This is a genomic window from Phreatobacter aquaticus, assembly GCF_005160265.1.
GTDB classification, from domain to species: domain Bacteria; phylum Pseudomonadota; class Alphaproteobacteria; order Rhizobiales; family Phreatobacteraceae; genus Phreatobacter; species Phreatobacter aquaticus.
Map to the genome: position 1 here is coordinate 219,331 of NZ_CP039865.1, position 12,834 is coordinate 232,164.

The 12,834-nt window shown below is 67.2% G+C and carries 8 protein-coding genes; 1 reads left to right on the top strand and 7 read right to left on the bottom strand.

The annotated features are described in order from the left end of the window. Window position 1 precedes the first annotated feature (1 nt). The 4 genes from E8L99_RS00920 to E8L99_RS00935 form a co-directional block, all read right to left on the bottom strand. On the bottom strand, window positions 2-2,305 hold the full coding sequence (locus E8L99_RS00920) for a hybrid sensor histidine kinase/response regulator (RefSeq protein WP_137097790.1): 2,304 nt from the start codon (window positions 2,303-2,305) through the stop codon (window positions 2-4). Window positions 2,306-2,349: 44 nt separating this feature from the next. Next, the gene (locus tag E8L99_RS00925) at window positions 2,350-3,450 is read right to left on the bottom strand and encodes a DUF2855 family protein (protein WP_252511215.1); all 1,101 of its coding nucleotides are present in this window, start codon (window positions 3,448-3,450) and stop codon (window positions 2,350-2,352) included. After that, window positions 3,447-5,084: an acyl-CoA dehydrogenase family protein gene (locus tag E8L99_RS00930; protein WP_137097791.1), complete on the bottom strand. Its 1,638-nt coding sequence runs from the start codon at window positions 5,082-5,084 to the stop codon at window positions 3,447-3,449. Before E8L99_RS00930 ends, E8L99_RS00925 begins: the two co-directional genes overlap by 4 nt. Window positions 5,085-5,172: 88 nt before the next feature. After that, entirely contained in the window at window positions 5,173-5,478 is a 306-nt protein-coding gene (locus tag E8L99_RS00935) for a GNAT family N-acetyltransferase (protein WP_137097792.1), read from the bottom strand. Between the two features lie 194 nt (window positions 5,479-5,672). Here E8L99_RS00935 and E8L99_RS00940 point away from each other — a divergent pair, with 194 nt between their 5' ends. Further along, window positions 5,673-7,538 (top strand): ABC transporter ATP-binding protein, encoded by a 1,866-nt coding sequence (locus tag E8L99_RS00940; protein ID WP_137097793.1) that lies wholly within the window; start codon window positions 5,673-5,675, stop codon window positions 7,536-7,538. A 36-nt stretch (window positions 7,539-7,574) separates the two neighbouring features. Here the strand turns inward: E8L99_RS00940 and E8L99_RS00945 are convergent, their stop codons facing one another. The 3 genes from E8L99_RS00945 to E8L99_RS00955 all read right to left on the bottom strand — a co-directional run bounded on the left by E8L99_RS00945 (window position 7,575) and on the right by E8L99_RS00955 (window position 12,785). Beyond that, window positions 7,575-9,167, bottom strand: coding sequence for an ABC transporter substrate-binding protein (locus tag E8L99_RS00945; RefSeq protein WP_137097794.1), 1,593 nt, complete (start codon window positions 9,165-9,167; stop codon window positions 7,575-7,577). Window positions 9,168-9,387: 220 nt separating this feature from the next. Beyond that, window positions 9,388-10,011: a hypothetical protein gene (locus E8L99_RS00950; RefSeq protein ID WP_252511216.1), complete on the bottom strand. Its 624-nt coding sequence runs from the start codon at window positions 10,009-10,011 to the stop codon at window positions 9,388-9,390. A gap of 71 nt (window positions 10,012-10,082) precedes the next feature. Next, the gene (locus E8L99_RS00955; RefSeq protein ID WP_315862564.1) at window positions 10,083-12,785 is read right to left on the bottom strand and encodes a bifunctional acetate--CoA ligase family protein/GNAT family N-acetyltransferase; all 2,703 of its coding nucleotides are present in this window, start codon (window positions 12,783-12,785) and stop codon (window positions 10,083-10,085) included. Between the last annotated feature and the right edge of the window lie 49 nt (window positions 12,786-12,834).

Genomic DNA, 12,834 nt, shown 5'->3' on the forward strand with positions numbered 1-12,834 from the left:
ATCAGGCGGCGACCATTTCGGCGACCTTGGCGCGCAAGGCCGGCACCGCCACCGGCTTGGTCATCCAGGCAATGCCGCTCGACTGAAGGCGGGCCAGCGTCGTCGGATCAGTCGACCCCGTGACGATCAGCATCGGCAGACCGCGGCCGCCCTCCGTCCGCCAGCCATGGGCAAGCTCAAGACCGTCGACACCATGGTCGAGCTGCAGATCGATCACCGCGAGATCAAAGGCGGCCCCGTCGGCGGCCAGCGCCCGGGTCGCCTCCTCGGCGCTGCCGGTTGCGGTGACATCGGCGCCATCATCGCGCAGGGTGCGGGCCAGCGCGTCGACGATCATTGGCTCGTCGTCCAGCACGAGGATCCGCCGACCGGCCAGCGACGGCTCGGCCGCCACCGCCGCGGGGGCCGGCAGCAGCACGACATCGGCCACCGGCAGCTCGACCCGGAACACGGTGCCATGGCCCTTGTGGCTGGCGACGCTGACCGGGTGGTCGAGCAGGTTGCACAGGCGCTTGACGATCGACAGGCCGAGACCGAGGCCGTCATTCTGGCCATGGGCCGCGTGTTTGGACCGCTCGAACTCCTCGAAGATGCGGTCGCGATCCTCCACCGCGACGCCGGGCCCCGTATCGTGGATTTCCAGGATGGCCGTGTCGCCGCGTCGCCGGACGCCGACCAAGACCCCACCCCGCTCGGTGAACTTCAGCGCATTGCCGACGAGATTGCGCAGCACCGTCTCGATCAGGATCGGATCGCTGACCACGGCGAGGCGCGAGGGCACAAGCCGGAACTCCAGGCCGTGCGCTCCGGCCTGGGCCCGGAACCCGGCCGCCACACGCTCCAGCAGGTCGCCGATGACGAAGACGCGCTTGTCCGCCTCCACGATGCCGGCATCGAGCCTGGACACGTCGAGCAGCGCGTTGAACATGTCCTGCAGCGAGCCGAGCGTCGTCTCCATATTGGCGACGAGGCGGCGCGGCTCGTCCCCGGAGACCCGGCGGGCCAGCGCATTGGCGAACAACGAGAGCGCATGCAGCGGCTGGCGCAGATCATGGCTGGCAGCCGCCAGGAAGCGCGACTTGGCGGCAGTCGCGGCAACCGCATCGTCGCGCGCAGCCGACAGCGCCCGGTTTGCCGCCTCGAGCTCGGCAGTGCGATCGACAACCCGGAGTTCCAGCGTATTGGCGAGATGCTTCAGCGCCTCCTCGTTATCCGCCAGGCGATCGATCATCCCCTGCAGCGAGGCCGCAAGCGACACCACTTCCTTTGACGAGGATTGCGGCACCTCGATCACCACGCCATCCAGCGCATCGGCGAGACCGACGCGGTCGGCGCGCGCGGCGATCGCCTGAAGCGGACTGGCGATGCGCCCGGCCACCCACCAGCCGGCGGCGAGCACCATCAGGCCGACAATGCCGCCGGCCGCGATGATCTGCCGGCGCAATGTATCGACTGGGGCGAAGGCCACGGCGGCGCTGGAGGCCACCACGATCTGCCAGCCCAAGCCCTCGATACCACGCCCGCCGGCGGCCCTGCTTGTGCCGATCAGCAGGGCGCGGCCATCGGCTGATTTCTCGATCTCGTAGCCGTCCGAACGCCGGGCAACGACGGCGGCAAGACTGCCGAGAATATTCGGATCGCCGATGACGATCCGCCCGTCTCGGTCGAGCACCAGCACCTCGAGATCGGATTGCCGGTCGCGCGAGCGGTCGATCAGCGAGCGCCGGAGATGGCCGAGCCAGTCCCAGTTGACCAGGAGGCCGAGCGTGCCGATCACCTCGCCATTGGCATCGCGCACATTGGTGCCGATCTCCACCACGCGCTCGCCCGCCGGTGCCTGCGACTGCCCCTGCAGATCGTTGGAACTGGACGAGCGCAAGCGCGCGGCGCGATACCACAGGCGGTTGCTGACATCGCTGCCTTCGCCCACCCCGCCAGATGCCGACACCACCCGGCCATTGGCATCGGCGAAGCCGATCCAGACCACCTCCTCCACATTCACCTTGAGGCGGTCGAGGATGGACCGTTGCTGCCGGTAGCTGCTGTTCGGATCGACGAAGGCCTGCAGCGTGGCAACGGTCCGCAGCTGGCGCCAGCGCTCGTAGACGTCGCTTTCCAGCGCCTCGCGCATATAGGCCGAGAGATCGGCCAGCGACCGGCCGATGGAGCGCTGCGCTTCGCGGGTGGCGGTCCACACCACCACCGCGGTCACCGAGAAGATCAGCGCCGCGATCAGCACCAGCAGCGTGCCGGTGAGGATGCCGCGCAGACCGGGCCGGGTGATCGATTTCGAGGACAGGACCATGCGCCAGTGTCGCGCGTTGGACGCTGTGCGTCAAAGCGGCATCGCTACGGATGGAGCGACAGGACGAGGCCGGCATGGGGCGGCACGCGGCCTTCCAGCGTGTCGCGATAGGCCGTCTCGACAGCAGAAGCCCCCTGCCCCTCGCGCACCTCCAGCCAGGTGCCGACCGAGCCGGTCAAGGCCTCCCAGGCGCCGGAAAAGCGCTGTTCCAGGCCACCCGGTCCCCAGTCACCGTGACGCTTCTGGATCTGGGCCGGCGCGAAGAAGAATTTCGGCCGCGCGCCCGGCAGGTCCATGCGACCGGCGAGCCCCTCCCAATGGGTGCCGCCGACGCGGCAGGAATGGACGAGGTTGTCGCCGAAATGCTGGTGCACCTTGGTCAGGATATCGGCGCTGCCGGCCATGTCGACATAGGCCGTCGGCACCGCCGGATCGAGGCTGGCTATGGCGTCGTAGGTCGCGACCGCGTCGAAATAGCCGACGCTCTCGACGAAGGCGCGATTGCCCGGCGAGGTCAGGCCGACCGAGCGGATCCCGTTCGCGCCAAGGCGGCCAAGGCAGAAGCCGAGGCCGAGCGAGGTCTTGGACGAGGCGCTCGACACCAGCACCTGGCGCGCGCCGAAGAAGCCGTTGTCGTCGAGGAAGTCCGCGATCAGGAACGAGGTCATGACCAGCGGCTTCAGGATCATCTGGGCGTTTTCGCGCGCCCGCGCATCGCCCGGATCGGCCGAGACGCGATCATAGGAATTGTAGACGGGCGGCAGCTCGCGCCGATGCGCCGCGCCATCGACGAAGCGCTTCGGCGACAGCTTCACCGGTTCGACGACGAGATGCGACGCCATCGGAAAATAGCCATAGATCCGCTCGCCGACAGCAAGGCCTTCAACGCCCGAGGCCACCACGTCGGCAAAGCCCCAAACGGGGATCCGCCCATAGCCGTCTCCGGCCGGGAAGAAGGCCCAATAGGACATCTGGTCGCCAAAGGCGGCATAGGTGATGTTGTTGGCGGTCAGCGCGAAACGGTCAATGGCGAGCACGGCCCTGCCGGCCGCAACCTCCGCCGCCTCATCGATCACGCCGGTCGCCATGCGGGTTTGCCGGAGGTCGTCGCGACGGACGTCGAATGCGATGTTCGTGATGCTCATGCCGCCACCCGCCCGACAATGGTTTCGATTGCCGCGCCACGCGGCAACACACCGTAGCTGCGGCCGCCTTCGCCGCCCAGCCGCGTCGCGATGAACATGTCGGCTACCTCGGCGGGCGCGTGCCGCACCAGCAGGCTCGCCTGCAGGGTCAGCGCCATGGTCTCGGCAATGCGGCGCGCATCGGCCTCCTGCGGCAGGGTCCGCACGGCGTTGCCAAGATCGTCGATCGCCTGATCGAGCAGGCGGTTGCCGCCGCGCGCAAGATTGAGCTCCGCCATGAAGATCGCCAGCGCAGCCGGTTCCCTGGACAGGGTGCGCAGCACGTCCAGCGCGATGACATTGCCCGAGCCCTCCCAGATCGCATTGAGCGGGCTCTCGCGGAACAGCCGCGGCAACGGGCTTTCCTCCACATAGCCGGCGCCGCCATGGCACTCCATGCACTCATAGACGAAGTTCGGATTGCGCTTGGTGAGCCAGTATTTGCCGACCGCCACCGCCAGCCGCGCAAAGGACCTCGCCTCCTCGCCCGCCTCGCCGAAAGCCCGCGCCACCCGCATGGTGAGTGCCGCAGCCGCCTCGTAGTCGAGGGCGAGATCGGCGATCACCGCCCGCATGGCCGGCTGGTCGATCAGCGTCTTCTGGAAGGCGCGCCGGTTCGACACGTGATGATGGGCCTGCGCCAGCGCCATGCGCATCATGCCGAGCGTGCCGGCCATGGTGTCGAGGCGGGTATGATGGACCATGTCGATGATGGTCGAAACGCCGCGCCCCTCCTCGCCAACGAGGCGGGCATAGGTGTCGTGATACTCGATCTCGCTGGAGGCGTTGGACTTGTTGCCGAGCTTGTCCTTCAGCCGCATTACATGGAAGCTGTTGCGCTCGCCGTCCGGCTTGATCCGCGGCACGAGGAAGCACGAAAGGCCCCGCTCGGTATTGGCGAGTGTCAGGAAGGCATCCGACATCGGCGCCGAGCAGAACCATTTGTGCCCGACGAGCCGGAACGCATCGCCTTCGGCATAGGCGCGTGTGGTGTTGGCGCGCACGTCGCTGCCGCCCTGCTTCTCCGTCATCGCCATGCCGACCGTGACGCCGGCCTTGTCCGCAATGGGCTTCAGCGCGGCTTCATAGGTGCCGTCGATGATCTTCGGCACCCACTCGGCTGAAATCTCCGGTGAATGGCGCAGCGCCGGCACGGCGGCATAGGTCATGGAGATCGGACACATCGTGCCCTGCTCGCATTCGGTGGCGAGCGCCAGCATCGCAGCATGGGCCACATGGGCGCCCGGACGGTTTTCCGCCCAAGCGATCGAATGGATGCGGTGGCGCATCGCCAGCTCCATCAGCCGGTGATAGCTCGGATGGAACCGCGCCTCGTCGATGCGCCGGCCATAGCGGTCGAAGACGGTGAGCTCCGGCGGGAAGCGATTGGCCTCCTCGCCCCAGGCGAGCGCCTCTTCGGACCCGACATCGGCGCCCAGCGCGGCGAGCGGCTGGTCCACCCAGTCACCGCCCTCGCGGCACGCCGCCTCGCGCAGCACGGGATCGGACAGATAGAGATTGCGCCCGGCAAAGTCGGGCGGCTGGTTGGTCACCTCATGGGTGAGGAGCTGGGTCGATGGCGCGTGGCGAGGCATCTCGTCTCTCCGCGGAAGCGTTTCCGCCGCCCAGAGTGACATGCACACGCCTCGCGGCAAGCCCGGCAATCGGCGGGTGGGGCGCTCATCACCCTTGCGATGCCCGCCAGTTCGCCTCCAGCAGATCGCGCGCTTCCGGGTGGTCGGCGAAATGGCGGGCGAAGAACGGGCAGAGCGGAATGACTTTCAGGCCCCGCTCGCGGGCAGCCGCCAGCCCGGCCTTCACCAGCGCCTTGCCGATCCCACGGCCGCCAAGCTCCGGCGGCACCAGCGTGTGGGTAAAGGTGATCGTGCCGTCGCCCAGGACATATTCGGCAACGGCCACCTGATCGCCGATCACCGCCTCGAACCTCTTGGCGCCCGGATTGTCCACCACCGTCACATCACCGCTCATCTGATCCACCCCTGTTCGTGAGACCGGCATATCGCCATCCGCACGGCATTCCGCCACGCATGGCGGCTTCCCGTTGCAAGGGCGTGCGCCGATCGCCACATTGAGTTCCAGTTACCGTCCCGATTCCCCATCACAAACGCACACGACGTCCGGCACTCGCCCGGAGACGCGCCGGCGTTCCGTCCGGATTTGCCATGCTCCGCTATTTCGAAAGCCGTATCGATCCCGTGGCCCTCCCCCCAGCTGGCGGCCCGCCGGCAGGGCTGCTCGCCTTCTACTGGTACTTCATCGCGCAGGCGAAGGGCCTGTTCGCGGCCCTGTTCGTCGTCGGCATGGTGGCGGCCCTGCTCGAAACCGCGATCCCCTATTTCATCGGCCGGCTGATGGCCATCCTGACCGAGGTCCCCCGCGAGCAGCTGCTGGCCACGGCCTGGCCGACCTTCGCCATGATGCTGTTCGTCGTCCTGGTCGCCCGGCCTCTCGTGATGTTCCTGCAGCGGGCGATCTCGAACCACGGCATTTCCGCAGGGCTGAACACGCTGACGCGCTGGCAGAGCCATCACCACGTCATCAGGCAGTCGCTCGGCTTCTTCCAGAACGACTTCGCCGGCCGCATCGCCAATCACGTGATGCAGGCGGGCAGCGCGGTGCGCGAGACGGCGCTGGCCCTCATGCGCTCGGTCCTGCACATCCTGTTCTACGGGGTCGCGGCCACCGGCCTGATGATGGCGCAGGACTGGCGCCTGGCCCTGCCGATCTTCGCCTGGTTCTGCCTCTATGTGGCGCTGCTCGCCGCCATGGTGCCGCGCATGCGCGAGCGGGCGCGGTACGCCTCTGCCAAACGCTCGGCGGTCACCGGTAAGGTGGTCGACAGCTACACCAACATCCTCACCGTCAAGCTGTTCGCCCGCACCAGCGACGAGGATCGCTATGTGCGCGACAGCATGATCGAGCAGCACGACGCCTTCCTGAAACAGCACCGGCTCAACACGCTGTTCACGGTGCTGCTCAACGGGCTCAACGCCGTGCTTCTCGCGGCCATCGGCAGCCTGTCGGTCATGCTGTGGCAGCAGGGAACGGTGGAAGTGGCGGCGGTCGCCATGGTGCTGCCGCTGACCATCCAGATCATCAGCATGTCCGGCTGGGTGGCGGCCGAGATCCAGGGCATCTTCGAGAATGTCGGCACGGTGCAGGAGAGCATGGGCTCGATCGCCCGGCCGCAGACCATGCAGGACGAACCGGGCGCGCTGCCGCTCACGGTGACCGGCGGCGCCATCCGCTTCGACGCCGTGCGCTTCGGCTATGGCCGCAGCGACCGGATGGTGGTCGATGATTTCAGCCTGACCATCCGCGCGGGCGAGAAAGTCGGCCTCGTCGGACGTTCGGGCGCCGGCAAGTCGACGCTGGTCAGCCTGCTGCTGCGCTTCCACGATGTCGAGGGCGGCGCGATCAGCATCGACGGACAGGACGTGCGCGCCGTCACCCAGGAGAGCCTGCGCCAGGCGATCTCGGTGGTGACGCAGGACACGTCCCTGCTGCATCGCTCGATCCGCGACAACATCCTCTATGGCCGGCGCGAGGCCAGCGACGAGATGGTGAAGGCCGCGGCCGAAAAGGCCCAGGCCGCCGCCTTCATTCCTGGCTTGCAGGATATTGCCGGCCGCAACGGCTACGACGCCCATGTCGGCGAGCGCGGCGTCAAGCTCTCCGGCGGCCAGCGCCAGCGCATCGCGATCGCCCGCGTGATCCTCAAGGATGCGCCGATCCTCGTTCTGGACGAAGCAACGGCAGCCCTCGACAGCGAGGTGGAGGCCGCCATCCAGGACAGCCTCGGCGACCTGATGGCCGGCAAGACCGTGATCGCCATCGCCCACCGCCTCTCCACGCTGAAGATCATGGACCGGCTGGTGGTGCTCGACGAGGGCCGCATCGTCGAGGAAGGCACCCACGACCAGCTGATCGCCTCCGGCGGTCTCTATGCCGAACTCTGGGCGCGCCAGTCCGGCGGGTTCATCGTGTCGCCCAAGGGCATGCCCCTGAATCAGCAGGCCGCCGAATAGGCGGCCTGCGATCGTCATCGAGGGATGGAGAGCCGCTCAGGCGCGACGCTCGATGTTCCACATCACCGGGAAGCCGAAGTCGATCACACCCTGCAGCTCGGTGCGCCAGACGGCCGGGCTGCGGAACTGGCCGGCGATCGGGAAGGTTGCCGCATCGATCGCCAGAGCCTGCAGCTCCTTGGCGAGTTCCTTGCGCTTGGCCGGATCGCTCTCGGCCTCGAACTGCGCGATGACCGGCGACATCTTCTGATCGCAATAGCCCCAGGGCTGATTGCCGGTGCAGTTGAAGCCGACGCCCAGATTGGACAGGGGGTCCGACATGTCGAAGCCGGTATAGACCACCGGCACGACGCTCCAGCCGCCCTGTTCCAGCGGGTTCTTCTGCACCCAGCGCTGGGCGATGGCCGACCATTCCAGGCCCTGCACATCGACATTGAAGCCAGCCTTCTTCATCCGGTCGATCAGCACGCTGCCGAACGGATTGAGCAGCGGGCTGTCAAGCGGATGCATGACGACGATCTTCTCGCCCTTGTAGCCGGCTTCCGCCAGCAGGGCCTTGGCCTTGTCGATGCTCGGCGCGGCAATCGCGGCGCTGCCGCCATTGTTCTCGAACGTGGCGCCGCACATGAACATGGACGTGCAGTCCGGACGGCCGAGTTCGCCGCCAAAGCCGGCGCCGCCGAGGATTTCCGCGCGGTCGAGGCACTGGGCCAGAGCCCGGCGCACCAGGACATTGTCCATCGGCGCCTGGAAATGGTTGATCGACACCCCATACATCAGCTCGGCCATGCCGGAGGCCTTGGCGAAGACGAGGTTGCGGTCGCGCTGCATGCGCGGGATGAGATCGACCGGGGCATATTCGAGATAATCGACCTCGCCGCGCGACAGCGCCGCGAAGCGCAGCGCGATGTCCGGCATGGTCAGCATCTCGATGCGCTCGATCTTGGCGATCTTGCCGCCGGCGAGACCGTCAGCCGGCTCGTTGCGCGGGACATATTTGGGATTGCGCCGGAAATGGGCGCGGTCTCCCGGCACCCATTCGTCGCGCAGGAAGATATAGGGGCCCGAGCCGACGACTTCCGGCACCTGCTGGGTCGGCGGGGTGGCATTGGCGATGCGCGCCGGCATGATCATCGGCACATGGACCGAGGGCTTGCCGAGCGCCTCGATGACGCCGCCGAAGGGACGCGACAGCTTCAGCGTGAAGGCATTGGCGCCGTCCGGCGTGAGTTCGGCGGTGGCGGCCATCAGGCGGCGACCGATCGAGTCGCGGCCGCCCCAGCGCTTCAGCGAGGCGATCACGTCCTCCGAAGTCACCGGCTTGCCGTCGTGGAATTCAAGGCCCGAGCGCAGGCGGAACTTCCAGGTCAGACGGTCGGGACTGATGTCCCAGCCTTCCAGCATCTGCGGGCGGTACTGGCCCTTGCTGTCGAGGGAGACCAGCGTGTCATAGACGAGATAGGCAAAGTTGCGCGTCACGAAGGACGGGCTGGCGACGGGGTCGAGGTTCTGCAGGCCCACATTGACCACGAAGCGCAACGGCCGGTCGCGCGACTGCGCGCGGGCAACCAGGGGCGCGGCCATGAGGGCGCCCGCAGCCAGCAGACCCTGTCGACGAGTGATGCGCATGACCGATACTCCCTGTTGGCCCGCCGGCTCGCTGCGGGATGCGCAGCCGAAACGCGGGCGTTGCCCAAACGGAACGTCAGTCTGCCCTGAACTTCCGTGGGAACAAGGCCTCTCACCGCATTCCATGGAAGATCAGATCTGCTACGCAAAACCCATGTATCGGAGAACGATACAGCCGGTTCGAGAAAGCTTGGCGGTCACCGCGCCCGCCCGCCCGCCTTCAAGGACCCGGCACCTCGGCCAGCCGCTTCTGCAAGGTGGCGAGGTCCCGGCGAAAAGCCTCGCCATCGCCGTAGTCGACAAAGTCCTGATAGCGCGCATGAGCCCCGAGCACGCGGCGCGCATGCTTGATCGGGCACCAATATTGTTCCGTACGGGCGGCGATCTCGCGGGCATAGGCGATCACCCCATTGCCATAGCTGCAATAGGCGCAGTTCACCTTTTCGATCAGGTTGAGATAGGGCAGGCGCGACCGGTCGAAGACGAGGTAGTCGGAGCGCCGGACCTTGGCGATGCCATAGACCGGAAAGCAGATCGCCTGGTAGATCGTCACGCCGAGGTCGAGGATCACGAAGGCGATGATCAGCGCATAGATCACCGGCGCGGTGATGATCATCAGGGGATGGGCGCCAACGATGTAACGGAGCGTCGAGCGCTTCAGGGCGCGCTGACGGGCCTTGAGCTCCTGGCGGAACTCCTCGGTGTGTTCCTGAAGCGCCAGCTGCATCTCGGCGAAGTGGCGCGCGCTCTCCACCTCCAGTTCGGCCTCCAACGCCTTGATCTTGTCGACCAGAGCCGTCAATCGCTCGTCCATCATGGGCTCCCTGGCCGCTGGGATGTGCATGGCACACCGCCTGGCCAGAAGGCGCCCCGACCTGTGCTTTGGCAAGCGCGCAGGGCGTGCATCGCACGCCGTCAGAGCGTCAGAACGGCCTTCTGCAGCGAGCTGTCGTCGGGATCCGTCGCCACCTTGAAGCCTAGCTCGCGGGCCAGCGCCAGCATCTTGACGTTCTCGTTGAGGATCTGCCCGTAGATGCGCTTGGTGCCCTGGGTCCGGCCGTAATCGATGATCAACTTCATGAGTGTGAGGCCCAGCCCCTTGCCCTGCAGGTCGGAGCGCACGAAGGCGGCATATTCGGCCAGGTCGTTGTCGGGGTCCGAATGGAGCCTCACCGCGCCGAGCATTTCCTCGCTGTCGGCGGCAAGCGCCACCAGCACCATCGAGCGCGCATAGTCGATCTGGCAGAGCTTGGCGACGAAGGCGTGGCTGAACTCCTTGATCGGCGAGAAGAACCGCTGGCGGATATCGTTGGGATGGACGCGCTCGAGGAACGTGCGGAACATGTCCTCGTCCTCCGGCCGGACCGGGCGCACCTTGAAATGGAAGCCCTGCTCGGTCTCCACCAGCCGCTCCCATTCCTTCGGATAGGGACGGATGGCGAAGCGGGGATGGCCACCGGCAACCAGACCCTTGGCGCGCGGCGCACCGACGGCGATCCGCGCATCCAGCGCCAGCACACCGGATTGATCGGCGAGCAGCGGGTTGATGTCGATCTCCGCGATCTCCGGCAGGTCGGCGGCCAGTTGCGACAGGCGCACCAGCACTTCCGCCACCTTGGCGCCGTCAACCGGCGGCACGTCGCGATAGCCCGCCATCTGCTTGGCGATGCGGGTGCGGGCGATCATGTCGCGGGCAATCCGCATGTCGAGCGGCGGCAGCGCCAGCGCGCGATCCTTGATCAGCTCGACGGCCTTGCCGCCACGGCCGAACAGCATGACCGAGCCGAAGGTCGGATCATCGGCAAGACCCGCGATCAGCTCGATCGCACCGGGCCGGAGGATGGTCGGCTGGATCATGACCCCGTCGATCCGCGCATTCGGGCTGAGCTTCGGGATGCGGGTCAGCATGTCCCGCGTCACCTCTTCCACCTGCGCCTTGCTGGTGAGCCCGAGCCGGACGCCACCGACATCGGACTTGTGGGTGATGTCGGGCGACAGGATCTTCACCGCCACGCCCTTGCCGATGGCGAGGAACGCCTCGGCGGCCGCACCGGCCTCTTCCGGCGTCGTCGCGGCGGCGATCGGCACGGTCGGAATGCCATAGGCGCGCAAGATGCGATCGACCAGGATCGGGTCGAGCCAGCGGCGCTTGGCCTTCACTTCGGCGCTGATCGCGGCGCGCAGCTCCGCGAGATCGTCCGGGGAAACGATATCCGCCGTCTCCGGCGTCTCCATCAGCGCATCCTGGCCGCGCCGGTATTCCACCATATGCATGAAGCCGCGGGTCGCTTCCGCCTCTGTCGGGTAGCTCGGCAGGCCGGCCTTGGCGAAGATGCCGGTCGCTTCCTCCTGGTCGCCCAGCCAGACCGACAGGACCGGCTTGACCCGGTCGCCCCGCTTGCGCCGCTTGGTCACGACCTCGACGACGGCCTCTGCTGCTTCTCGGCTCGGCAGCAGGGCCGTCGGACAGTTCATCACCAGAACCGCATCGATATGGGGATCGTCGAGGGCGGCCTCCATGGCCGACGCATAGCGAGCCGCATCGGCGTCGCCGATGATGTCGATCGGATTGGCCCTGGACCAGGTCGCCGGCATGGTCTTGTCGAGCAGCGAGACGGTGTCGGCCGAGAGCGTCGCAAGCTTGCCGGAGAGATCCATCAGGCTGTCGACGGCGAGCACGCCGAGGCCGCCGCCATTGGTCACGATCCCGAGCCGGTCGCCATGGAACAGGTTGAAGCGCGACAGCGTCTCGGCCGCGGCGATCAGTTCGTCGAGATCGCGGGCCCGCACCAGGCCCGCACGGCGGAAGGCCGCAGCATAGACATCATCGGCGCCGGCGAGCGCACCGGTATGGGATCGCGCGGCGGTGGCGGCGGCGGCATGGCGGCCGGATTTCAGCACCACCACCGGCTTGGAGCGGGCGGCGGCCCTGACCGAGGCCATGAACTTGCGCACATCGGTAACCGCCTCGACATAGAGCAGGATCGCACGCGTGCGGTAATCCGCGGCGAAATAGTCGACGCAGTCGCCGAGATCGACATCGAGCTGGTCGCCAAGCGTCACCACGCCGGAAAAGCCGATCTGCCGGCGCTCAGCCCATTCCAGCAGGGTCGCGGCAATGGCGCCCGACTGGGAGATGAAGGCGAGCGGTCCAGGCCGGGCCCCACGGGAGGCAAAGCTCGCATCCACCTTGCCATGCGGCGCGATCACCCCGAAGCAGTTGGGACCGACGATGCGCATGCCATGGGCGCGCGCGATGGCATTCATCTTCGCGCCGGTCTTGGCGGCGGTTGAGCGCTCCAGCGCCGAGATGACAACGGCGGCGGGAAAGCCCCGCTCGGCGGCTTCGGCGACCAGGCCAGGGATGGTTGCGGCCGGCGTCGCCAGGACCACCAGATCCGGCGTCTCCGGGAGGGCCGCCAGCGAGGGATAGGACTTCAGCCCGGCCAGGACGTCGTGCTTGGGATTGACCGGATAGAGCCGGCCGTCAAATCCGGCGCGCTGCATGTTGGCCAGCAGCGCCTGTCCCATGGACCGCGTTCGGTCCGTCGCGCCGACAATGGCGACGGAGCCGGGCGTGAAATAGCGATCGAGACGATAGAGGCTCAAGGCGCGCACTCCGGCTTTGGCGACGCAGATGCGGATCGATATTGCACTGCAACAAGAC

Coding starts and splice junctions, on each gene's coding strand:
- E8L99_RS00935 (WP_137097792.1), bottom strand. CDS start 5,478: ATGAGCGGTGATGTGACGGTGGTGGACAATCCGGGCGCCAAGAGGTTC.
- E8L99_RS00945 (WP_137097794.1), bottom strand. CDS start 9,167: ATGCGCATCACTCGTCGACAGGGTCTGCTGGCTGCGGGCGCCCTCATG.
- E8L99_RS00950 (WP_252511216.1), bottom strand. CDS start 10,011: ATGCACATCCCAGCGGCCAGGGAGCCCATGATGGACGAGCGATTGACG.
- E8L99_RS00925 (WP_252511215.1), bottom strand. CDS start 3,450: ATGAGCATCACGAACATCGCATTCGACGTCCGTCGCGACGACCTCCGG.
- E8L99_RS00920 (WP_137097790.1), bottom strand. CDS start 2,305: ATGGTCCTGTCCTCGAAATCGATCACCCGGCCCGGTCTGCGCGGCATC.
- E8L99_RS00930 (WP_137097791.1), bottom strand. CDS start 5,084: ATGCCTCGCCACGCGCCATCGACCCAGCTCCTCACCCATGAGGTGACC.
- E8L99_RS00940 (WP_137097793.1), top strand. CDS start 5,673: ATGCTCCGCTATTTCGAAAGCCGTATCGATCCCGTGGCCCTCCCCCCA.